The 24,257-nt window shown below is 36.8% G+C and carries 15 protein-coding genes; 13 read left to right on the top strand and 2 right to left on the bottom strand.

Going from position 1 to position 24,257, the window contains the following annotated elements:
* Complete coding sequence (locus G466_RS23250; RefSeq protein WP_051315701.1) at positions 1–441, top strand: Rieske (2Fe-2S) protein; 441 nt, start codon at positions 1–3, stop codon at positions 439–441.
* An 89-nt stretch (positions 442–530) separates the two neighbouring features.
* Positions 531–1,754, top strand: coding sequence for a hypothetical protein (locus G466_RS0115140; RefSeq protein WP_026814422.1), 1,224 nt, complete (start codon positions 531–533; stop codon positions 1,752–1,754).
* 148 nt (positions 1,755–1,902) lie between these two features.
* Here the strand turns inward: G466_RS0115140 and G466_RS0115135 are convergent, their stop codons facing one another.
* Positions 1,903–3,153: a sialidase family protein gene (locus G466_RS0115135; RefSeq protein ID WP_084418872.1), complete on the bottom strand. Its 1,251-nt coding sequence runs from the start codon at positions 3,151–3,153 to the stop codon at positions 1,903–1,905.
* Between the two features lie 586 nt (positions 3,154–3,739).
* On the opposite strand from G466_RS0115135, the gene G466_RS0115130 reads away from it, so the two are divergent.
* From G466_RS0115130 to G466_RS0115105, 6 genes are all read left to right on the top strand, one after another.
* The gene (locus tag G466_RS0115130; protein WP_026814420.1) at positions 3,740–6,976 is read left to right on the top strand and encodes a SusC/RagA family TonB-linked outer membrane protein; all 3,237 of its coding nucleotides are present in this window, start codon (positions 3,740–3,742) and stop codon (positions 6,974–6,976) included.
* A gap of 18 nt (positions 6,977–6,994) precedes the next feature.
* Positions 6,995–8,656, top strand: coding sequence for a RagB/SusD family nutrient uptake outer membrane protein (locus G466_RS0115125; protein ID WP_026814419.1), 1,662 nt, complete (start codon positions 6,995–6,997; stop codon positions 8,654–8,656).
* 559 nt (positions 8,657–9,215) lie between these two features.
* A complete protein-coding gene (locus tag G466_RS23245) occupies positions 9,216–10,313 on the top strand; it encodes a ScyD/ScyE family protein (protein WP_026814418.1) in 1,098 nt (365 codons plus the stop codon).
* 223 nt (positions 10,314–10,536) lie between these two features.
* Entirely contained in the window at positions 10,537–10,704 is a 168-nt protein-coding gene (locus G466_RS23920) for a lmo0937 family membrane protein (RefSeq protein ID WP_026814417.1), read from the top strand.
* A 418-nt stretch (positions 10,705–11,122) separates the two neighbouring features.
* Positions 11,123–11,506, top strand: coding sequence for a response regulator (locus G466_RS22205; RefSeq protein ID WP_034235860.1), 384 nt, complete (start codon positions 11,123–11,125; stop codon positions 11,504–11,506).
* 758 nt (positions 11,507–12,264) lie between these two features.
* Entirely contained in the window at positions 12,265–16,878 is a 4,614-nt protein-coding gene (locus G466_RS0115105) for a PAS domain-containing protein (RefSeq protein WP_026814416.1), read from the top strand.
* Positions 16,879–17,220: 342 nt separating this feature from the next.
* On the opposite strand, the gene G466_RS0115095 is transcribed toward G466_RS0115105, so the two are convergent.
* A complete protein-coding gene (locus G466_RS0115095; protein ID WP_084418869.1) occupies positions 17,221–17,706 on the bottom strand; it encodes a DIP1984 family protein in 486 nt (161 codons plus the stop codon).
* A gap of 531 nt (positions 17,707–18,237) precedes the next feature.
* Here G466_RS0115095 and G466_RS0115090 point away from each other — a divergent pair.
* From G466_RS0115090 to G466_RS0115070, 5 genes are all read left to right on the top strand, one after another.
* Positions 18,238–19,602 carry a mercuric reductase gene (locus G466_RS0115090; RefSeq protein ID WP_026814413.1) on the top strand — a complete coding sequence of 455 codons (1,365 nt, stop codon included), beginning with the start codon at positions 18,238–18,240 and terminating at the stop codon, positions 19,600–19,602.
* 156 nt (positions 19,603–19,758) lie between these two features.
* Positions 19,759–20,610 (top strand): ChaN family lipoprotein, encoded by an 852-nt coding sequence (locus G466_RS0115085; RefSeq protein ID WP_026814412.1) that lies wholly within the window; start codon positions 19,759–19,761, stop codon positions 20,608–20,610.
* A 307-nt stretch (positions 20,611–20,917) separates the two neighbouring features.
* Complete coding sequence (locus tag G466_RS0115080) at positions 20,918–21,289, top strand: VOC family protein (RefSeq protein WP_026814411.1); 372 nt, start codon at positions 20,918–20,920, stop codon at positions 21,287–21,289.
* A gap of 90 nt (positions 21,290–21,379) precedes the next feature.
* Positions 21,380–23,929 (top strand): c-type cytochrome, encoded by a 2,550-nt coding sequence (locus tag G466_RS22200; protein ID WP_034235857.1) that lies wholly within the window; start codon positions 21,380–21,382, stop codon positions 23,927–23,929.
* A gap of 83 nt (positions 23,930–24,012) precedes the next feature.
* The coding region (locus G466_RS0115070) for a transposase (RefSeq protein WP_026814410.1) at positions 24,013–24,257 on the top strand (245 nt) is incomplete at its 3' end.

Genomic DNA, 24,257 nt, shown 5'->3' with positions numbered 1-24,257 from the left:
ATGCGAAGAAAAGAATTTATTAAAACATGCGGACTTGCTTGCCTAGGGGCTACCTCAATTGGTGTATTCCTACAAAGTTGTGTGCCAACTAAAAATATTACAGCCAATATAAAAGGAGATGAGCTGGTTATTCCAAAATCTGACTTTGCAAAGAAGGATGGCCATTATAACTATATCGTAGTAAACAATTCTAAACTTCAGTTCCCAATTGCGCTGTTTCGATTCTCCTTAGATGAATTTAATGCCCTTTACCTCCAGTGCACTCATCAGGGAAATGAGCTTAATGCTTACGGAGATAAGTTGGTATGTGCTGCGCATGGAAGCGAATTTGATAACAAAGGAAATGTAACCAATGGTCCTGCTACGGATGCCTTACGATCATTCCCTGTACGTATTTCACAAGATAGTATTCACGTTTCCCTAAAGTCAGTAGAGCATTAACAAAATAAACCCCACTAAACTCGACTGTTACTTTAGAATTTCATGTGGAATTTAATTTAAGTAGAAATGGTCACTATATATATTATCAGATGAAAAAAATAATTACCCTAGTACTTTTATCCATGACTGGGATAGTCCAAGCCCAAATAGACGCAACCCTTTTACAGCACACCAAAAAAGATTCTACCGAAAAGGGATTAAATATGGACGCAGTTTACGATCGTCCCTTTTTAAATTTAAGCATATCCCCCGTTTCTGTAGGTGGTTATATGGAAGCCAATTGGCAATACATGGGTACCGAAGGGATTACAGAAGGACACGAATTTCAAATGAGACGGATGACGCTCTTTCTGTCCTCTTCCATTGGTAAAAAACTAAAGTTTATGAGTGAAATCGAATTTGAAGAAGGAGGTAATGAAATTGTCATTGAATTTGCCTCCTTGGATGTAGAATTTCATCCGCTACTCAACCTACGCGGAGGGATAATTATGAATCCGATAGGTGCTTTTAACCAAAATCACGATGGCCCTAAATGGGAATTTACGGATAGGCCTATTTCTGCCACCCAAATGCTCCCCGCTACTTGGAGTACAGCCGGATTTGGACTGTTTGGTAAAACATACAAAGCGGATTGGATGATGGGATACGAGCTTTATCTCACTGGTGGTTTTGACAATACGGTAATAGATAATGACCAAAACAAAACCTATTTGCCCGCATCAAAGGCCAACTTTTCAAGATTTGAGGAAAGCGCTAGTGGTACCCCCTTAACCACAGCTAAGATTGCAGTACGCCATACTAATTTCGGGGAAATCGGACTCTCTTATATGGGTGGCATCTACAACACTTTTGAAGACGATGGCGAAGAGGTAGATGAAAAAAGAAGACTCACCGTTTTTGCCTTAGATTACAACCACACCCTACCAAAATGGAAGACCTTTATAACCGGTGAATGGGCCTGGATAAAGGTGGATGTTCCCAACAACTATACCCCGCAATATGGCAACAAACAACACGGTGGATTTTTGGACATAGTGCAACCTATAGTCAGTAAAAAAATGTTAGGCTGGGAGAATGCCTCCCTTAACCTAGGATGCAGATTAGAATACGTAGACTGGAACGTAGGCACTTTTGAAGAAACCGGTTATGATATCGGGGACCATTTGTGGAGCGCAATGCCTGCTGTTAGTTTTAGACCCTCGCAACAAACCGTATTCCGACTCAATTATCGAATTCAACATCAGACGGACGTACACGATAATCCAGCTGCAAAGACAGGCGGATTTAGTTTAGGGCTTTCCACTTATTTTTAATATTTCAGATTTTAAGTTAAGTAGTGTTGTTTGAGGTCGGCTAAATAATGTTTAGTCGGCCTCTTTTGTTTTACAAACGGAGTAAAACTTATTCCCCAGAATAAAATCTATATGGTTAAATATGCTACTATAACCCATCTCTCCTATTTTATTTATTTTGAATATCCAAAATAGTACCAGCAATATGACGGCTACCATTTTCTAAATTAAAATAGTACACTACCAAAACGCTCCCATCATCTAATTGAGTTGGCCAGGTATAACCGATATCGCTAGATCCACCATCTTTCCGAATCACTATCTCAGGAGCAGTTGCAAAATTGGTGCATTCGGCATTCAAAATACGAGCCCGTATTCCATAGGGTTTATGGCGGTAGCCATAAGTAAGTAACACCCTATTATCCTTTAATTGCAATGCATTTAAAGGGTGGCCTTGGAAACCCATAGATTCCCATTTAAAGGTTTTACCTCCATCTGTAGAACGCGAAATCACCGCTTGGTCTTCAAAATCAGCTGTTCTTAAAAAGCCTATGAGATCACCCTTTGGAGTTTCAATAATAGAGGCCTCATTAAAAGACACCCTGCTGTCTACAGCTACTGGAGAAACATAATCCCAAGTTAATCCCTTATCGTCTGAGGTGATCAGATGGTTTGATGTTTTATTGGGCATATCGTGGGCCGCTACTATCCATAAAATCCTCCCATCGTTTGCCTCATATAGTGCTCCTCTATTATAGGCTGCCACCGGAGCACCAAATGCATCATTTAGAATTTCCGGTTCTATATGAGGAGGATAAATAACATCTCCCCATGTTTTTCCCCCATCAAAGGAACGAACCAGATATCCTCCTAAGAAAGTAGCATCTGAACTAACGAAATTAGGTAGCTTTAAATTGGCCATACCTTCTGTATTAAGAAAAGCCCAACCGTAACTTGTACAAAGAAGAGTGCCGTCCTTTAACTGTAGAAGACAGGGATCCTGGGACCCTCCAAATGGATGGGAATAAATTAACTCAGGGTTTTCTGTCCATGTTTCTCCATTATCATTGGACCTAACTGAAACTAAATAACTATTTGGATCAACATGATTGGAGCCCGATTCCCCAAATATTTTACGATCTGGCGCTCGCCTAAATGACACCAGTACTTCTCCGTTAGGACGAGTTATTACAGAAGGGAACGTGGAATAAAACAAAGAGTCCCTGTAAATAACAATATCTTTTATTTTACGCACCCCAAGCGAACTATCTCCTAAAATTTTCGGTTTATCATGGATACCTATTATAGCACTTTCAGGTTTCACTTCCGACCTCGGGTTGGTTGAATTCCTAACTGCACATTGTACCGAAAGAACAAAGATAAAACTTAACAAACTGAATTTCTTCACTTTACGATTCATTATAATAATAATAATTTAATATTGAAGTTAATTCAGAACAACAGTAAAAGTAAGCTACACTTATAATCCGTATGCATTATATCTATTAAGAAACTGTAGGAACCCGCAATTGATTAATATGCACTTAATATTAGCTTAACTCCTAGCGTTATTTAACTGGCTATTATTGCCACATATTAACAATAAAAAAATTCTCGAATATGTTTAGAATTTAACCTATAAAGAAATCTCTCACTACTTTTTCATCCTGAAAGAATAAAAATATAATTATTTAACAAACTCACATCCGATTCTTTAATTTTAAAGTTAAAAAAAGAGTTATTTTTATAAATCGCATGAAGTCTATTAATCGCAAAAGGATAAAGTCCGTAAAAGCCGACTTCAATTGAGGAAGAATGGAAAGCAGTGATTATAAGTTATAATGAATAACCATTCCTTTTATAAATTCAGCTCTAAAAATCTAACTTCACTATAAATTCACTTATACATCTATAATATGGAAATCTAAAAACAATTCTAATTACCCTATCCCGAAATTACAATGGGATTAAAACAATTATATAACCACAGTTATTATTTTAAAGATATGAGAAACAATCAAAAAAGAAGGTCCTATCCACCTCTTGAATTTAAATTCAAGATAGGAAGTAGTTTAATGTTAATGTTAATGGTAGTATTTACCATACAGGCCAATGCAACCCATTTAAATTTTACTAGAACAGCGCTTGAATTGCATAATGAACCTATAGACGGATTTAGAATCCAGCCGTCAGTCCATCAACAGATGGTTGTTACTGGCCAGGTTACGGACGATACGGGTACTCCTCTTTCTGGAGCTAACATTGTTGAAAAAGGCACTACAAATGGCGTTATTGCAGATTTTGATGGAAATTTCTCCATAAATGTGCGAAGCGAGGATCCCATTTTAGTCATTTCCTTTATTGGATTTATAACTAAAGAACAACCTGTTGCAGGCCTTGAGCAATTAAATATTGTACTTCAGGAAGACTCTGCAAAACTGGATGAAGTGATTGTTACAGGGTATACCTCAGAAAGAAAGAGCGATCTTACAGGTGCCGTTTCCATAGTTAAAATTGACGAAATGACAGACCAACCTCTAGGAAGTGTCAACGAGATAGTGCAAGGTAGGTCTGCAGGGGTAGAAGTTCTAAGCTCCAATTCTCCAGGAGGGAATGCGGCTATAAGAATTAGAGGTTTTAGTACCATAAGAAACAATGATCCTCTCTACGTTATTGACGGTGTACCTACAACTACTGGAATCAACTTAATAAACCCAAACGATATAGAGTCGTTGCAGGTTCTTAAGGATGCATCTTCTGCTTCCATATACGGTTCTAGGGCCGCAAATGGCGTTGTAGTAATAACCACCAAAAAAGGTCAAGATGGCAAAGTTAAAATTGCGTATGATGGTTATGCAGGTGCTATGACCGTTGTGAAATTACCTAAATTAGCCAGTGCCGCACAGTATGGTGAAGGGCTTTGGCAAGCATTTGCCAACGATGGCATTACACCTTCCAATGATATATACGGTTCTGGTAGCACACCGGTAATACCTGCTTTTCTTGATGCACAAAATACCATTCCTTCAGCAGATACAGATTGGTTAGGGGCTTTATTCAATACAGCTTTAGTGACTTCTCATAATATTTCCTTTTCCAGTGGCACCGAAGCCTCAAACAGTTTTTTCTCTGTAGGGTATTACAAACAAGATGGAATTTTAAAGGATACTGGGTTTGACCGGTATACTTTCAGGGCTAACATCAACTTTAAGTTAGGAAGTATGGTTACTGTCGGAGAAAATTTTTCCCTGTCTTTTTCCAATAATACAGATGTTAATACCAATTCACTTTTAGGAAGCCCCATTTATGGTGCATTCCTAATGCCCTCTATTGCTCCTATTTATAATATAAATGGAGAATTTACAGGTTACCCTCTAGACGATATTCAAAATCCGTTAGGCGCGTTAACAAGAAATAGAAATAATGAGGATAAAACATTGCGTCTTTTTGGAAATGTATTTGCAGAAATCCAACTCGCCAAGGGACTTAAATTTAAAACTAATTATGGCTTAACGATAAGTAACTTCTCGGGCACCAATTTTAATCCTACTTTCACTGAACCCAATGTACAAAGAGTTTTGGCCGATTTAACTAAGTCGGAACAGAATTTATTGGAATGGACTTTTACGAATACGTTAAATTACGATACCACCTTTAATGATAAACATAACCTTAATCTATTAGGGGGTTATGAAAGTATAGAATCTAGTTTAGAGACCTTATCCGCATTCCGTCAAGGTTTTCCTGGTAACGATCCCAATTTTCAAGTTTTAAATGCGGGGGATTCCGGTACGCAGCAAAATACCAATATGAAATTTGAAAATTCATTGGTTTCCTACTTCGGAAAAGCAAATTATAGTTATGACGACCGTTATTTAGCTTCTTATACCATTAGAAGAGATGGTACCTCTAAACTGGCCAATAACAAATGGGGTACCTTTTCAGCTGCCTCCTTGGGTTGGAAAATTTCAAACGAAGCCTTTTATAAGAGTGAACTGGTAAATAGCTTAAAACTTAGGCTAGGATGGGGACAAAATGGGAATCAAGATATTCCACCTTATGTTACTTCTAGCGGTTATTTTAGTAATGCTTTTAATTCTAATTACGCTATTGATGGTGCTCAAAACAGCGTTTTTAACGGATATATATTATCTAGGAACAGTAACCCAGATTTAAAATGGGAGACTACGGAACAGTATAATATAGGTATAGATCTTGGGATTATGTCCAACAGATTGGATTTTACTTTGGATTATTTTAGTAAGACTACTGAAGATCTTCTACTAGAACGTCAACTGGCACCCATATCTGGAGGTACCAATAGCTCTGTATGGGACAATGTTGGAGCAATGAACAATAAAGGTTTTGAGTTAGGAGCCAATTACCGAAATGATTACGATAGAGAACTTCAATTTTCCGCAGGGTTAAATATGTCTGTTATTCGTAACAAACTTACTTCCTTGAAAGAAGGGGTAGACTTTGTTGGAATAGATGCAGTAACACTGCACAGCAACAATTTTGATCAAGAAGTCTCTAGAACAGCAGTAGGCCAACCTATTGCATCCTTTTATGGATGGGTAGCTGATGGTATTTTTCAAGATCAATCAGAAATTGATGCTCACTCCTTTCAGAATGCGTCAACATCCCCTGGCGACATCAGATTCAAGGATATTAATAATGATAATGTAATTGATGATAAAGACCGGGCGTTTATTGGAAACCCACACCCAGATTTCAGCCTTAATCTCAATCTTAATTTTGAGTATAAGAATTTTGACCTAACGGCCTTCTTTAGATCCTCTTTTGGTAATGATGTTTATGACCTTACCAGATATTATTCTGATTTCTACAACTTATCATCCTACAATAAACATTCAAGAATTGCAGACGCTTGGACACCTTCTAATTCAGGTTCATCCATACCACGACTATCATTGAACGATCCAAACAATAATATTAGACCATCTAGCTATTATGTTAAGGACGGGACTTTTGTAAAGCTTCAAACATTGCAATTGGGGTACAACTTTAACCCACAGCTAATCGAAAACTTTTCTTTGAGCAAATTCCGTTTATATGTTAACCTACAGAACGTATTTACCATTACCGGTTATGATGGTATTGATCCGGAAATTGGCTTGCAGAATTATTCATCTGACGACCGTAACCTGGATATTGGAGTGGATCGTGCTATTTACCCACCATCACGAACTGTCACTTTGGGTCTAAATATTGCTTTTTAATTATAAAAAAATATCAAAATGAAACAGATAATATATTTTACACTAACAATACTACTAGTTTCGTGCTCATCAGAATTTTTGGAAAAAGATCCCTATGGTCAATTAACCCAAGAACAAATTTCTAAAGAAGAAAATCTTGAATCCCTAATAGTAGGAGCTTATAGTATTTTAAATGGACAAATAGATAATGCAAGTAATGCATTTAATTCTCCTGCCTCTAACTGGAGTTTTGGAGATGTAGTATCCGATGATGCCTATAAAGGTGGTGGCGGTACAGGGGATCAGAACAATATTCACCAAATGGAGATCTTTAGTACCAATCCATCATTAATCGATATTGAAAGAAAATGGAAGGCATTGTACGAAGGGGTTAGACGAACAAATATAGCCATTGGAATATTAAATGAAACTGAGGATATTTCGTCTGATTTAAAACAACAACGATTAGCCGAAATGAAATTTTTAAGAGGTCATTTTTATTTTGAGCTTAAAAAGATTTATAACAGAATACCTTTTTTGGATGAGAATGCCACGTCATTGACCGATTTTAAAGTTTCTAACACCGTTCTATCCAATGAACAGGTTTGGGGTAAGATTGAGACCGACTTCAATGATGCATACGCCGTTTTGCCAGCGACACAATCCCAGAAAGGAAGGCCTACAAAATATGCTGCAATGGCTTATTTGGCCAAGGTTTATCTATTTCAAGGAAAATGGGAACAGGTACTGACTTCCACTGAAGATGTGATGCTGAATGGAGGCTATAGTTTAATGGAAAACTTTGAGGATGTTTTTCTTCCCGAAAATGATAATGGCCCTGAAATAGTTTTCAGTATACAGCAGTCCATTAATGACGGTAATCCTAGCAATTACAACGGATCCATAGGGGATCGATTACTTGCACCTGGAGGACCTAGATATTCCGCTTATGGATTTCTTCGACCAACACAAAACTTGGTAAATGCCTATAAGACCAATAGTGCTGGTTTGCCTACTATGGACAATTCGCAATTGACAATGAGTGATAATGTTGACCCTCGAATTGATTTTACCCTGGGCCGTCCCGGCATCCCATATAAAGACTTAGGAATTCTCTACCAAGCTGATTGGGCTCGAGATTTAGCTACCTATGGCCCATATGGACCTAAGAAAAGAATAATGTCTGCCAATTCGCCTCACCACCTTACAGTTTGGCCTTATGTGAATGCATTGAACTATTATATTATTCGTTATGCCGATGTATTATTGTGGAGGGCAGAAGCGCTAATACACACAGATGATATTGAAGGCGCCAGAACCATAATAAATAATATAAGGAAAAGAGCAAGAGATGGCAACAAGGTAATGACATTGGATGGCAGTGCTACGGCAGCAAAGTACTCCATAGAAGAATATCCTGTTTTTGCAGATGCTAATGAAGCGATGACAGCCCTAAGAATGGAAAGAAGATTAGAATTTGCCCATGAAGGTCACCGTTTCTTTGACCTTGTACGTTGGGGCATAGCAGAACAAGTTATAAATAGCTATGTAGCTACAGAAAAAGAAATACGTCCTTATCTCAATGGAGTCAATTTTATTAATGGTAAACATGAATATTTTCCTATCCCACAATCCCAAGTGGATCTTGGAGGAACGGATGAAGACGGTAATCCGTTGATCACACAAAATTCAGGATATTAAAAAAATGTAAAATTGAATTAGTTTGAGTTAGTTTATGAAAGAGGTCAGGATTAATTTCCTACCTCTTTTTTTATGATTCAGGCTTATAAATAGTTTAAAAAAAATCTATCCTCCCTTATTTCTCTCTTATTGTCTCCCTTTTTACAACCCTAATTACGCAAAACCAGTATTTTTAATATAGCGGCTATTCACTATTAAGCACTTCAACAAGTCGCAATAGCTTTACAATACGTGAGTTTTTTAATTGTTATAAGATGCTATTGCGCTGTTATATTTACAACCAAAACAAGAAATCGCTATTAAGAGATAACTAATGTACTTGATTAGGATTACAAGCCTGTAAAATTTATAGGAATTTATAATTGTGGTCTCATTTAAAATCAATACTTTTATAAGCAACTGATAATCAACGTGTAGATCGTTGTTATAGCCGCGTGATTCACTTCCCCTACAATCTAAAAATTATACCTTACAGAAGGTGATTGTTACTTGCTGCCCCTTTATAAAGCTTGATTGAATTAATTCCCTTTTAATTTTCATTTACTTAAAAAATGTAATTATGAAGAATCTATCTATTTACAGTATCCTATTCCTACTTTTTCTATTTTTAGTAGGATGTAGTAAGGAATCGGTAACCCCGGAGCTCCCTTTAAGCAATGAAATAGTCAATGGCAAAGCGAAGGCCGCGAGTCTTGCTGATACCGAGAGGTTCACTACCCCACTTTTTGGGCTTGCAACCGCTCCTAATGGCAATATTCTGGTGGCAGATGGTGGTGCTGGGGTAGCCAACACTACAGGAACTACAACCACACCTTTACCGGGTATTACAGACATTGCCCCTATCGGAACAGGCGCTATGTGGGCAGTCACTGGAGCAGGAGAAGCGGGTCCTACTACCAATTCGGGACAGGGGTTGCATCGAATTTCAAAAGGTAACAGAAAACTCGTTGCCGATTTGTTCGCTTTTGAAGAGGCCAACGATCCAGATGGTCAGGGCGTAGACTCCAACCCATTTGGGCTAGCATCCCTTGGAGGTAATGCTACATTAGTTACAGATGCAGGTGGAAACGACCTGCTTCGAATAGATAACCAAGGAAATATTAGGGTTATTGCACTTTTTCCAAATGAAATGGTGTCGACCTCCAATTTACAGCACCTCGTAGGTTGCCCCAATCCGGACTTTGCATTCATTTGCAATACTCCTGAGATGTCTGCTCAAGCTGTGCCTACCAGCGTAGTTGTAGGGCCAGATGGATATTATTATGTTGGCGAACTCAAGGGTTTTCCAGCCCCAGCAGGAGAATCTAATATCTGGCGGATAGCGCCTAATGCGACTGGTGCAGATTGTGCTACAAGTCCAGATTGCATGAAACTATTTGATGGTGGTTTTACCTCCATAATTGATTTAACATTTAGCGCAGATGGAAAACTTTACGTAGCTGAACTAGATGAGAAGAGCTGGTTTGCAGTTGAAGTTCTTGGCGGAGGTACAGGTGGTACCATTAGTGCAATTGATCTTACTACATTAGACGTCCAGGTAATTGCAACTGGAATAATGGGCCTTACTGGAATTACCTTCGGGAAAGATGGTAGCCTATGGGCCACAACCCACGCCCTGAACCCAGACCTCGCGGAGGTCATAAAAATTATAATGTAACTAGTGAGCTTCACCACTTTTATTCCGCAATTACAACAACAGGATTGTAGGCATTTAATAGTGTTTTAGCGAGGTATAGTTGATAAAATCATTTAAACAATTCGACCCTGATCTAGTTTTTGGCATAGAAGGATGGCCTTATTTATTAGCAATTTATCTAACCAACGGTAATTCATTTAAATTCTTTTGTATATTTAATACTCAACCTTTAAAACCTATAATTATGAGAAGTTTACTTTGGTTAGTTGCTGTAATTTTTATTATCGTTTGGCTTTTGGGCATTTTAGGAGTATTTCCAGGAATAGGTACCAATAGTCTTATTCACGTTCTCTTGGTTATTGCCGTTATTGTGATATTGTATAATATAATTAGTGGGAGAAAACCGTTATAAACCAAAAGTTGCAATGTTATTGGTAAGTGCAAAGTGTGTCGACTTTGCACTTACCAATTAAATGATTAAAATATTTACTACCCCATTTCATAATTATTCATTAGGGTTAGACTAAATATTTCAAAAATGTTCCGTTTTTTTAAAAAGTAAAAGTCCATAGTATTGGACTGTAAGAAAGCACCTATTGAACATGCAATAATTGAAGTATCCTACCGTTATTGATGGACATTAAACCAACCAAGATAAAAAACCAATGCCTACAAAAACCTACTCACCCCATTCTTTCTACCCAACTTTTAAGATTCCACTAAATAAATCAGTAAAAGTTAGTCTGTATTCCACAACTTTTTTTTGAGAATTTTTAAATTAATTTCTAACATTAATAAATCTAGTAATCGTATTTAAAAGTTTTCCCCAAATGAAAAAATCTATAATGATTATTGACGATAACCTAGTTTCCCAATATGCAACTAGGTACGCCATTCAACAGAGTCAAGCAGACAGCGATATTTTTGTTTGTGACACTGCCAATGAAGCTTTGGATGTTTTAAACAACTTCTATGACATTGGCCAAGAGTTTCCAGATTATATATTTATAGATCTGAATAAACCAGGAACCAATGGGTGGACATTTCTTGATCAATTCTATTCCATTAGTGAAAAGGCAAAAAATACAAAAATATATTTCCTTTCTTCCTTCATAAGTACAATGGAACGAGATAAAGCAGACCATTACTCAACAGTTAAAGGTTTTTGCAATACACCCTTAACCAAAAATACCGTTAATCTCATTTTTGATTAATAAGCAAATTAAATAAAAGGTTAATCATATGTAGAATAAGGTATAGTGGATTTCTTCCTCAATTTATATGTTAATGCCTAGTATTTTTGGCTGGACCCAGGTATAATAATAATTTACACCACTAAATACTTCAAAAGAGAAATGCTTATTGATGGCAATTTCAATTTATAGATGTTAAGATTGTCCTTTTGAATATGGCTCCTTCACATTGTAGCGCTTCTATTTTATATTCAAACTACAGAATAATATTAATTATAATATTATATGGTAGATAATACTATTATGGCTTTTTTGATTCCTAGCTTCCTAACTCCTTCTCCTACATAAGTCTTCCAAGGCGTCATTAAAACATTGTTCAGAACAAATATGGCTACATAGTCACAACATTTCCATAGGTTTTCCTTTCACAATCTTAAGATATAAATTACCATTAATTTTAAATAGTAAAGGAATGCTGGTAAGACGCTTTATAAATCTGTGACAAGAATTTTTTGTTAAGCACATTACACTAAACAAAGTGAAAATTATATTAGAGTCAATTGAGGGCGTTAAATGAGTTAAAAAAATTTTATCGGCCACAATTAATAATTAGTTTTGATCCAATGAATTATGTATTTTGTAAGTTTATTCTTAAAAATTAAAAGTCAATTTCTTAGGGATGATTTTTTGTCGTATTTATAAAACCTAATTTCACTTATTTTGGAGAATTTATGTTTTTTAAAAAATGACATACCCCTTAATATCAGTCTCAAATCATAATGTCTGAAGATATCCTTTTGTTCCTCCCCTCCTATCAGAAGCTAGCACTTCCCCAGAAGATTTATGAAGAGATTTGTCAACTAACCTCAATAATACTTGATCTTAAATTAAATAATATTGCTTTATTGGCAGTCCCTAATAGGGAGTCATTTGGGACAAATTCTATAGAAGCAACAACCTCGATGGAGCATCTGTTGAATGAATATCTTTCTACTGGCTCCCACGAAATGCGTATCATTGAAAACATCCCTGAATATAAAAAAAGCAAGGAACCTACAATTAAATTACCGGAAAACCATCCAAGCTTCATCGCCATATTACCCTTAGTAAACCCTTTAGGTATTATAGAAGGGCTATTCTTAATTTCGGATTTTCATTCCAAGGTGCTAAGTCCAAAAGAAGTAGATGGAATAAAAACCCTAATGGACCATACGCTATCCCTATTAGCGATAGAAACGGAACAAAAATCAATAGGAGAAGTTGAAAATCCAAACGATTTATGGGATTTTCCAGTTGTAGATGCAATTGTTATAAGTAGTACCACGACTTGGAAATTAGAAGTTGAATCGGACAAATTTTATATAAAACCGTCTTTTATAGCGTTTCTTGGGTACAATTCAGATCAGTTTGAGATAAACTCAATTGATAAATGGACAAATCTTATTCACCCTTCGGATAAATATAAATTTAACACAGTGCTGGACAACTGGATTAATAAAAAACCCTCTGCTAATATTATTGACATCAGGATTTTACAGCAATCTGGCCAGTTTATTTGGATTCAAATTAAAGCAAATAAAATAGCTGACACTGAAGACTTCTCGCCTACTATCATTGAAGGTGAAATTCATGATATTACTCCACAAAAAAAGATCTATGAACAAATAGATTTTTTATCCCCAAAGTATACCTCAGTAATCCAAGCGGGCTATAACTTGCATTTGATTATAGATCTCAATGGGCAAATTAATTACGCCAGCGGGGGCAATGGACTACCCCTTGGTTATTCCTTAGAAGAAATTAGTGGAAAAGATGTTTTCAACTATGTGCATGAAGATGATAGGGAAACCACCTATAATAATTTTGTGAAATTTTATAAAAATGAGCCTTTTATTTCCAAACCCTTTAGATTTAAACATAAAGATGGGAGTTGGAAATGGTTAGAAGTATTGGTCATTAATTTATCTAACGATTCCGTAATACAAGGTATTGTTGTAAATGCAAAGGACATTACGGAGCGCATGTCCATGGCTCATAATCTACTGATCTCACAAGAAAACAGACGTTTCCTTTTCAACTCAGATCCATTACCAAAATATATTCTAGATCTCGGCACGCATAAAATTCTAGATGTTAATGAAAGTATGGTATCGCATTTTGGGTATACTAGGGAAGAGTTAATTGGAATGCATGCATTGAGCCTTAAGCCAGATATTGAAGTTCCTGTATTTTTGGAAGCTGTAAAAAAATCGGCTCCAAAGGATGGAAATATTAGCTACGGAATATTTACACATCAGAGCAAAAATGGCAAATTATCACAACTAGAAATAGTAGGTCACCAAATAAAGATTAATGATCGAGACTGCATGTTGGTCAGTTGTAATGATGTTTCAGAAAGAGAATTTTATTTACACGATCTAAAACAAACTGAACGCAAACTAATAGAGACGGCTGCCATTGCTAAACTTGGCTACTTTTCGCTTGACCTGAAAAGTTTTACAATTTCCTGGTCAGACGAGGTATATACCATTTGGGGTAGAGAGAAAGGGGAATTCGAGTTAAATTACAATAACTTTTTAGCTACCATCCATCCAGAAGACAGAACCCAATTTCAACGAATGGAAGCATTCTCAAATTCTGATAATTGGATACATGACGCTACTTATAGAATTATACTGCCTGATGGGTCATTAAGATGGATTCATGGTTTGGGATATTTTGTTCTTGGCAGTAATAATATACCGGACTATTTTGAGGGTACCGTCCAAGATGTTACAGATAAAAAAAAGGAAGAAGAGCAACTGAGGTTATTAAAATCTGTGATAACCCATACCAAAGAGGCGGTATTGATAACTGAAGCAGTGGCTCTTAAACAAGGAGGGCATAAGATTATTTATGTAAATCAGGCTTTCCTTAAAATGACGGGGTATACAGAAAAAGAAATCCTAGGAAAAAGCACCTACATTTTAAAAAGTCCGAATGTGGATCCATTGGATATAAAAAGACTTGAAGCATCCATGGCCTGTTGGGACGCCTTTGATATGACCATTAGGAGTAAAAATAAATTAGGTGAGGATTATTGGGTGAACTTTGTCATGAATCCTGTTGCGGATGAAAATGGCAGATATACCCATTGGGTATCAATAGAACGAGATGTTACAGAAAGGAAAAACTATCTATTACAAAGAAAAATATTGAACGATATTGGAGATTTGTTCAATAAAGATGAGGTACTAGAAGCCTGTTTAACCTCAATACTAAAACATTTAACTGAAAATATAAATTATACGGCAGGACAAATTTGGTTGCCAGATTCCAATAAAACAACCATTAGTCTTGCTGCCCAATATCCACCTGATCAAAAATCGTTTTTCGATTATGCTCCAACAACTTTTCAATTAGGACAAGGACTTCCTGGGTCGCTATGGGAAATCGGAGAAATTGCGGTATGGAGTTGTTTAGAAAATGATTTTATTTTTGATCAAAATGGTACTGCTAAACTTAGTTGCCGTCAAGAAGTAGTTGGCATCCCCTTATTACACAATAGAAAAGTGAAGGGAATACTTGTTCTGGGGATGGAAAACAATTACAAAAATCCCCTATTTTATGGAGGGTTATTTAAACAAATTCAAACTTATTTAGGATCGGCGATCAACCGAAGACTATTAGAAATTGAGCTAGATGAAATTTTTAAGTTTACCCCAGCAATTTTAAGTAAAATTGGTGATGATGGAAAATTCCGAAAAATTAGTCCAGCAACAAAACAACTTTTGGGATATACCGATGAGGAAATGCTTTGGAGGAATTCAATGGATTTTGTGCATCCAGAGGATAAATTAAAAACAACAAGACAACTAAATCTACTTAAACAAGGGAAAGCCGTACGTTCTTTTGAGAACCGTTACCTAACAAAAGACGGTAAAATAAAATGGATAAACTGGACAGCAAATCCCACCCAAGAAAAAGGAACCATTTATACAGTTGGAACGGATATAACAGAAAAAAAGCAACTAGAGGAGTTGCTTATGGATATTACTAACCAAGCAAGAATTGGAGCTTGGGAAATGCATTTTGATAAAGCTACAGTATATTGGTCTGAGATGACCAAAATCATACACGAAGTAGATAGAGATTATGTCCCTAGCCTGAAAAGCCTGACTGGTTTTTATAAGGATGAAACTAGTTCCAAAAAATTCTCAGACCTAATCCTTAAAACATTTCATCAAGGCGAACCCTTTGATGTGGAATTACCCATTATAACTGGGAAAGGACAAGAACGATGGGTAAGGGTTCTTGGGAAACCAGAAATAATCAATGATCAATGTATAAGAATCTATGGTAGTTTTCAGGATATCCATCAACTTAAAATTACTCAATTAGATTATAAGACCACAAGTGAGGAGAAAAATCTAATCTTAGAAGGTATTGGGGACGCTTTTATATCCATGACCAATGAGGGCATAGTTTCCTATTGGAATCAAAAGGCAGAAAAATCTTTTGGAATAGAAAGAGCACTTATTTTAAGCCATCCCATAGAAGAGGTATTCTCCTATATCACTGATCAAAAGTTCTTTCAAAAGATAATTACTTCTTCCCAGGATAGCATCAATCAAACTTTTGAGGGGTATTCCACTGATAATGATACCTGGTTTGAAATAAATATCTATCCCTCCGATAATGGTGTATCCATATTTATCAAGGACATAAACGAACGTATTGCGGCCAAAAAAGAGATTGAGTTGTCCAATGAGCGGTTTCAAAAAGTATCTCAAGCTACTAATGATGCTATTTGGGATTATGATTTTACCAAACAAAGTTTATTCCTAAGTGAAGGTTTTAAACTCCTTTTTGGACATGATATAAGCCCTGATGCAATTAACCAAAACACTTGGTTTAGTCTATTACATCCAGAGGATAAAGACCGTGTGATGGAATCTTTTAATCAAGCTATTAATGATCCCAAAAAAGATAAGTGGGAAGTGGAATATCGATTCTTAAAACAATCAGGGGAGTTTGCCTATGTGTGGGATAAAGGTGCTGTAATTAGAAATCAGGAAGGCGTTCCAGTTAGGGTGGTAGGTTCAATGACCGATATAACCTATAGAAAGGAATATGAAGATTCGTTAAGAAAACTTAATAATGAACTGCAGGAGCATGCCGTTAATATAGAGGAACAGAACAAAAAACTAAGGGAAATAGCATGGACACAGTCCCATGTGGTAAGAGCTCCGTTGGCCAGATTAATGGGCCTTATTCATATCATAAAGGACGATTCAATTTTAGAAGAGGAAAAAATAGGCTTACTAGACCACATTTTATCATCTGCATCAGAATTGGATTTAATTATCAGCAATATAGTTAACAAATCACAATCCCTGATGAATAATAAATAATAAAAAAGACAGATATTGACTTAAGGAACCAACCATTACAATTATTGCTACACACTCATAATCAGGCCATTAGGTGGTAATTGTAATTATATTTAGTTAGGATGATAATTGTGTAAGGCGGTTAACTTCTGTAAGATTTTATATAAATTAAAAGAATGATCGGTCAGTACCCGGTAGTAAATTTTACAATATACATTTGTAAGTTGTAAGCGGTAATGGGTCTTAAACAATACATTTTTGCTGCAACCCAAGCAGCTTCTATGCGGTAGCGTTTTCTATTTACCCCGAAAACCACACCATAAAAAGGGGCTGGCACTCGCCCCGACCATTCCGCCTCACGGCTTAATCTTTTAATTCTGTGAGCCAATTAATTTCTTGGATCTTACTATCAATTTCCCTAAAAGCTCTACCTGTTTGATCCATTTCTGCTTGCAAGTTCTTGATATTTAGGGTGGTTTTAAGATTACTATCCCCACTATTATTTATTTGCGCAGCGAACCGTATATTCCTTAGCTTTTCAGAAAGCATTTTTAAAGAATCTCTTTTAGCAAGAGCTTCCATAAGTAGCCCCTCCCCTTCTACCATCGTTACATTATTAGTTTTATTTATTCTTATAACCAAGGATTCTAAATCCTGAATAGCCTTTCTTAATTGAGCCAGTAATTTATTTGGATCCTCTTGTGGAAGCTTATCGTCAGAGACAATTAGCACTGGTCTAATCCTATTTTGAAGATGTTCTATTTTCTTCATTAGATCCGCCCTTAGCAACAGTCCCTCTGCAAGTTTCATTCTTTTATTATTTAATGATTCATCATTTTGCTCTGTCATTTCAATTATATTTTACATTTCTTACAACAAATAAATAAAAGGTAACTCATCTCATGTTTCCTGCACTACGTAAATTTATTCCCTCCCATACCTCTTGTTCTACAAATCTAAGTGATTACCTCGATTCCTGAAAGCTCTTATAATAAATCCAGTTGCTAAAAAGGTTTACTGATTTTCAGAAGACGTTATAGTATCCTCAATTTCGTCTAATTATACATAGCTTTTTAAACGATCTATCAGCATACGACCCTACTTCAACAAGAAATAGAAAGTCCACTAAAAATAATTCCTTAACTTTAAGCTAGTAGGTGGACGATTAATTATTGCATTTTGGATTATAGAGAAGTTCAACACTCCCTATTACCTAGACGTAATCCATTCTTAAAATTGTTCCCCACCTCCGTGGTCAACACTATAAAGCACTACAATTGATGTTGGTGCTATTCTAAAAGTCAAGCCCTTACTAATGAACTAGATATAAGTCTGACTATTTAGTAGTCTAGAGTGGACATAAATTAAAAATAAAACGCTATGAATTTTGATGCAATTATTATTGGAGCCGGACAAGCGGGACCTCCCCTAGCCAAAAGTCTGGCCGAACATGGAAAGAAGGTCGCCATCATTGAGAAAAATTATTTGGGCGGTACCTGCGTCAATGTTGGCTGTACACCCACCAAGGCATACGTGGCTTCAGCCAGACGCGCCTATGTTGCAGGGAATAGTAGTGCGCTAGGCATAGAAATTAAGGGCGAGGTACACATCGACCTGAAAAAAATAAAACAGCGCAAAGATGCCCTTATCCAAGAATCTCGCAAGGGCTTGGAAAAAATGCTAACCGAGGATAAGAAAATTACCCTTATCCGTGGGGAAGCAAAGTTTATGGATAACCATACCATTGAAGTGAACAGCAAACAGTATAGCGCTTCTAAATTTTTTATAAATGTGGGCGCAAGGCCGAGTATTCCAGATGGTTTCAATGAGGTTCCATATCTTACTAATGAGAGTATATTAGAGTTAGAGGAGATACCAGAACATTTGGTAATAATAGGAGGTGGATATATTGGGTTAGAATTTGGGCAGATGTTCAGAAGATTTGGCAGCAAGGTTACCATTATAGAAAAAGGAGATAAATTATTAAAAAAAGAAGATGAAGATATTTCTGCCCTTATTTTAGAGATTATGAGCGACAGCGATGTTGATGTAAAACTGCAATCTAAATGTATTGGGGCCAGAAAAATTAACGATTATATAGAGGTAACCTACGACTGCAATGCCATCACCCAAAAACTTAAGGCCACCCATTTACTTATGGCTACCGGCCGAACTCCCAACACAGATAATCTCGGTATAAAAAACACTGGAGCAAAACTTAACCGCCATGGATTTATCCAGGTAGACGATACCTTGAAGACCTCCGTAGACCATATTTGGGCCTTGGGAGACTGTAATGGGAAAGGTGCCTTTACGCATACCGCATATAACGATTTTCAGATTGTAAATTCCCAATTGTTCCTAAACCAGAAACGTTTTCTTTCGGATAGATTCACTTGTTATGCGGCGTTTATTGATCCTCCTTTTGCAAGAGTAGGGATGAATAAAAAAGATATCCTAAAGATGGGTCTTACAGCTAAAGTTTCAGAGATTCCTATGAGAAACATATCTCGTGCCAAAGAAATGGGAGAAACTACAGGTAAGTTAAAAATTTTTATTGAAGTTGATACCGATACCATATTAGGAGCAAGCTTTATTGGGACAGGTGCCGATGAATATATACATACCATAATCGACCAAATGTATGCAGGGGCCTCCTACAGGACAGTTAGGGATGCCGTGCATATTCATCCCACTATTAGCGAACTAATCCCAACTATGTTAGAAAACGCTACTGAAATTTAATCCTATAAAAAATAAATTAAGAATCCCCCTAATACTACATATTCCATAATTTTATCCTTATAGAAAATTATGGTGACCGAAGTTTAAAACCGAGCTTACTCTGTTTATCATCATTGTGGAAATGGAACTTCGTCCTTTAATGTAACCCCGAATTGTATGTTTAGAACAATATTCATCTTTTTCCTATTCCTATTTAGTAGCAATATCTATAGTCAAATTAAACCCTATGTACTTTTTAATGCTAAGGGCAAGAAGGTTTCTCATAATAGAATGATGCGAAAATTGGCTAAGGCAGATATTGTGCTCTTCGGTGAGTTACACGATAATCCTATCGCGCATTGGTTGCAATATAAAATAACAGCGGAGTTAAACGGCCAACGATTCCTAATCCTTGGTGCTGAAATGTTTGAAGCGGATAACCAAATCCTCCTAAACAAATATCTAAACGAAGAAATTACGTTTAAAGGTCTGGATACCCTAGCGCGACTCTGGCCCAACTATAAAACCGATTATGCCCCACTGGTAGATTTCGCCAAAAGGAAAAAATTGCCATTTATAGCTACCAATATCCCAAGAAAATATGCAAACCTCGTTTATAAAAATGGTTTTTCTATTCTAGAATCCCTTAATACAGAAGAGAAAGAATGGATTGCACCCCTTCCCATCCCTTTTGATAGCGAATTACCTACCTACAAAAACATACTATCTATGATGGGAGATCACGGAAGCCCCGAATTAGTAATGGCACAGGCCATAAAAGATGCTACCATGGCCCATTTTATATTAAAAAATTATAAGAATAACCATCTTTTTTTACATTTCAATGGCGCCTATCATTCCGACTTCTACGAAGGTATCCTTTGGTATCTTAAAAGAGATAAGGCTAATTTAAACTATGTTACCATAAGTACTGTATCCCAAGAAAATCTAAAGAAGCTGTTGCCCGAAAACCACCAGAAAGCAGATTTCATTATATGTGTAGATAGTGATATGACTTCTACCTACTAATATTACATTCCAAGTAAATTAAGACAAATTGTACTCATTCTAAATATATTAATTCAAATTAATCCAAGCGTTGATTTTGTAACGATTTAGTAAAAAAGTCCATCTAAAGGCGCCAATGCCCTGTTATATTGCGATTTGAAATTCAGTATCGGGATTAATCAACGAGCCTTCTAAATTTCACCGAAAAATGATCCAAATAAATAAATTACACCTTACTTTTAATAGTTAGCGATTGATAAACAAAAATTTGTCAAATCCATAACTTAAAAAATCCGTAACTTAGTTTTTTTGATTGTAAAAACAACATATGGAATTAGGTGCATTTTCGGTAAGTCTAAGTGTCAAGGACATTACTGCTTCCAAATTATTTTATGAAAATTTGGGATCTTCGGTATTTGTCGGCGAATTGGATGAAAATTATCTAATAATGAAAAATGGGAACTCACTCATTGGATTATTCCAGGGGATGTTAGAAAACAAAATATTGACCTTTAATCCAGGCTGGGATGAAAATGCCTCCAAGTTAGATACTTTTACCGACGTGAGGGAAATTGAAAAAGACCTAGAAAAGAAAGGAATCCCTTTAGCACAAAAGACAGGTAAACACTCGATCGGCCCTGCCAGCATTGTTGTTGTTGACCCAGATGGAAACACCATTCTTAGAGACCAACATGTATAAATATTCTTAAATTGTAATATCTAAAAATTTCTTATTCTTGCCATACATTTTTTTACTTCAATAATAACCTAACCAATTAACCATGCACCAATGAATAAAGTAGCCTCTATTCCCTTATTTCTATTTTTATTGATTTTGGGGTGTAAAACCCCAGTCCAATCTGACCCTAATATTCATGTACAAGACGGATTTATAGTAGAAAAATTATATAGTCCCAGCGACAATGAGCAAGGATCATGGGTATCAATAACCAAGGATAACAAAGGAAGATTAATTGCTTCGGATCAATATGGAGCACTCTACTACATTGAAGTGCCCAAAATAGGATCTAAAACACCGATAAAAGTAGATTCCATACCTATAAATATTGGCAATGCCCACGGATTATTATGGGCCTATGAAAGTTTGTATGTAATGACCAACTCGGATAAGCAAGAAGAAAGCGGATTGTACAAGGTTACCGACTCCGATGGGGATGGTGTTCTGGATCATGTAGATTTTTTACAGCAGTTTGTAGGCCGTGGCGAACATGGTCCACATGGAATTGTTCTGGGACCAGATGGTTACCTCTATATGGCCGGTGGAAACCACACCCTTCTGCCAAAATCCTTTAATTCGGTCCAAAAACCTGTATGGGATGAAGACCAGCTCTTTGATGCCATAAAGGACCCTAGAGGTCATGCCAATGATGTTTTAGCCCCAGGGGGATGGGTTGCAAGAACGGATAAAGATGGAAAAGAACTAACCGTTATTGCTACAGGTTTTAGAAATGCCTATGATCTCGCCTTTAATAAAGATGGTGAGCTTTTTACTTTTGACTCCGATATGGAATGGGATATGGGCTCTCCTTGGTATAGGCCCATTCGCGTGTGCCATATAACAAACGGCTCGGAATTTGGATGGCGTACAGGCTCTGGGAAATGGCCGGCTTACTATCCAGATAATGTTCCCGGAATTTTGGATATAGGTCAAGGATCTCCCACAGGAGTAATTGCAGGACATACGTTAAATTTTCCCGAACACTATAAGGATGGACTTTTTGTATTCGATTGGAGTTTTGGCACCATGTACTATGTTTCATTAATTCCAGAGGGAGCAAGTTATAGGGCAGAAAAAGAAGAGTTTCTAGCCGGCGCCTCCCTCCCCCTTACAGATGGAATTGCTGGGGATGATGGCGCTATGTATTTTTTAACAGGTGGAAGGCGATTAGAATCTGGACTCTATCGCGTATACCACTCTAAAAATAATAAGAAAGCCAAACAGACGGAGTCTGTAATTACAGAAGAACAACAATTAAGAAGAAAATTGGAGTCCTTTGCCATGGGATCACCAGCCGATGTAGATCTTATTTGGTCTTCCCATAAGCATTCAGACCAACGTATAAGATATGCAGCAAGGGTGGCACTGGAATATATAGCACCAGAAATAATAAAGACGAACCTAACTACTGAGAATAACCCAGACGTAATACTACAATCCGCCATAGCATCTGCTAGGATAGGCAACAAAGAATTACAGCAATTAACATTTGATAAATTAGGGGCAATAAGCTTTACTGACTTATCCGAAAATCAAAAAACCGATGTTATCCGAGCATACAATCTATTATTTATTCGTGGGGAATTTAACTCAGAAAGCAAGCTTAAACTACTAAAAAATTTAAGTCCCCACTACCCTTCTTCTAACCATCAGGTAAATAGGGAGATGGTTCAACTGTTGGCCTATTTGGACGACCCTGAAGTAGTAGAAAAAACTATAGCCATGCTAGACGATATTGCCAATACCAATGAGAACTTCCCAGTTATTAAAGAGGAAGTTACGGGAAGAAGCGAACAATATGGCGGAACTATTGAAAGAATGAAAAGCAATACCCCACCTTCAGAACTTATCCATTATGCAAAAGCCCTTAGTTATGCTAGTAAGGGTTGGAACAAGGAACTTAGGGAGAAATATTTCACCACATTTGCAAAACTATTTGCGGCTAATGGCGGGGAAAGTTATACGGGATTCCTGCTTAAAATAAGAGAACAGGCCCTAACTAATATGCCTAAAAGTGAACATGAAAATTTGTTAGCCTTATCTGGAGAAGAGCTAATACAAGTTAGCGGAACCGATCTGGCTAGCCTACCCCATCCTAAAGGTCCAGGAAAAAATTATTCTGTTGATGAAATCGTTGCGCTTTACAACAATGCAGCAGACCAAGGAAATGTTGAAAATGGGGCTCAAATGTATAAGGCAGTGCTCTGTAACAGTTGTCATAGCCTCCAAGGCAGTGGTTCTAGCGTAGGCCCAGATCTTACTCAAATAACCAATAGGTTTTCTGCCAAGGACATTGCAGAAGCCATTGTTTTTCCAAATAAAACCATCTCTGATCAATATGAGGCTATAGAAATAACTATGAATAATGATAAGGAGCATTGGGGCAGATTAATCAACGAAACTTCAGATACCCTTACTATCAATGAAAATCCCTTAAATCCAAAACAATTATTAAAATTGAAGAAAAGCGATATTAAATCAAGGCAAGCCTCCAAAAGATCTGCCATGATGCCCGCTTTGTTAAACCGATTAAACGAACAAGAAGTTATGGATCTCTTCGCATTTTTAAAATCGCAGGCCCGCCAGTCGGAATTACAGTAACATTAAAAGAGGCTGTCTAAAAAGGCAGCCTCTTTTTTGTGCTTTATATTTTAAGAAAAGTCCTGTTTTTCGTATCTTAAGGTATGAAAAGAAAAGTTGTATGGAAGACCAACAGTCAGGCACAATTGAGTCTTCTTCCACCCAGTTATGATGATCTTGTTCCAGAGCACCATCCTGTACGTATCGTCAACAACATTTTGGACCAGATAGATATTACCTCCATAGAAAGAACCTATAAAGGCGGTGGCACCTCAAGCTATCATCCTCGGGATTTGCTCAAAATCTTAGTCTACGCCTACCTTCGCAACTTGTATTCATCCCGTAAGAT

Source organism: Arenibacter certesii DSM 19833 (assembly GCF_000429545.1).
In the GTDB taxonomy this organism is placed as follows: domain Bacteria; phylum Bacteroidota; class Bacteroidia; order Flavobacteriales; family Flavobacteriaceae; genus Arenibacter; species Arenibacter certesii.
The sequence above is the reverse complement of the archived record's forward strand: the minus strand, read 5'-3'. Positions and strand labels throughout refer to the sequence as shown.

Excerpts from the sequence above, each read along its gene's own strand:
- G466_RS0115090 (WP_026814413.1), top strand. The coding sequence starts at position 18,238 with ATGAATTTTGATGCAATTATTATTGGAGCCGGACAAGCGGGACCTCCC.
- G466_RS0115085 (WP_026814412.1), top strand. The coding sequence starts at position 19,759 with ATGTTTAGAACAATATTCATCTTTTTCCTATTCCTATTTAGTAGCAAT.
- G466_RS23250 (WP_051315701.1), top strand. The coding sequence starts at position 1 with ATGCGAAGAAAAGAATTTATTAAAACATGCGGACTTGCTTGCCTAGGG.
- G466_RS0115105 (WP_026814416.1), top strand. The coding sequence starts at position 12,265 with ATGTCTGAAGATATCCTTTTGTTCCTCCCCTCCTATCAGAAGCTAGCA.
- G466_RS22205 (WP_034235860.1), top strand. The coding sequence starts at position 11,123 with ATGAAAAAATCTATAATGATTATTGACGATAACCTAGTTTCCCAATAT.
- G466_RS0115140 (WP_026814422.1), top strand. The coding sequence starts at position 531 with ATGAAAAAAATAATTACCCTAGTACTTTTATCCATGACTGGGATAGTC.
- G466_RS0115125 (WP_026814419.1), top strand. The coding sequence starts at position 6,995 with ATGAAACAGATAATATATTTTACACTAACAATACTACTAGTTTCGTGC.
- G466_RS23245 (WP_026814418.1), top strand. The coding sequence starts at position 9,216 with ATGAAGAATCTATCTATTTACAGTATCCTATTCCTACTTTTTCTATTT.
- G466_RS0115080 (WP_026814411.1), top strand. The coding sequence starts at position 20,918 with ATGGAATTAGGTGCATTTTCGGTAAGTCTAAGTGTCAAGGACATTACT.
- G466_RS0115130 (WP_026814420.1), top strand. The coding sequence starts at position 3,740 with ATGAGAAACAATCAAAAAAGAAGGTCCTATCCACCTCTTGAATTTAAA.
- G466_RS23920 (WP_026814417.1), top strand. The coding sequence starts at position 10,537 with ATGAGAAGTTTACTTTGGTTAGTTGCTGTAATTTTTATTATCGTTTGG.
- G466_RS22200 (WP_034235857.1), top strand. The coding sequence starts at position 21,380 with ATGAATAAAGTAGCCTCTATTCCCTTATTTCTATTTTTATTGATTTTG.
- G466_RS0115095 (WP_084418869.1), bottom strand. The coding sequence starts at position 17,706 with ATGACAGAGCAAAATGATGAATCATTAAATAATAAAAGAATGAAACTT.
- G466_RS0115135 (WP_084418872.1), bottom strand. The coding sequence starts at position 3,153 with ATGAATCGTAAAGTGAAGAAATTCAGTTTGTTAAGTTTTATCTTTGTT.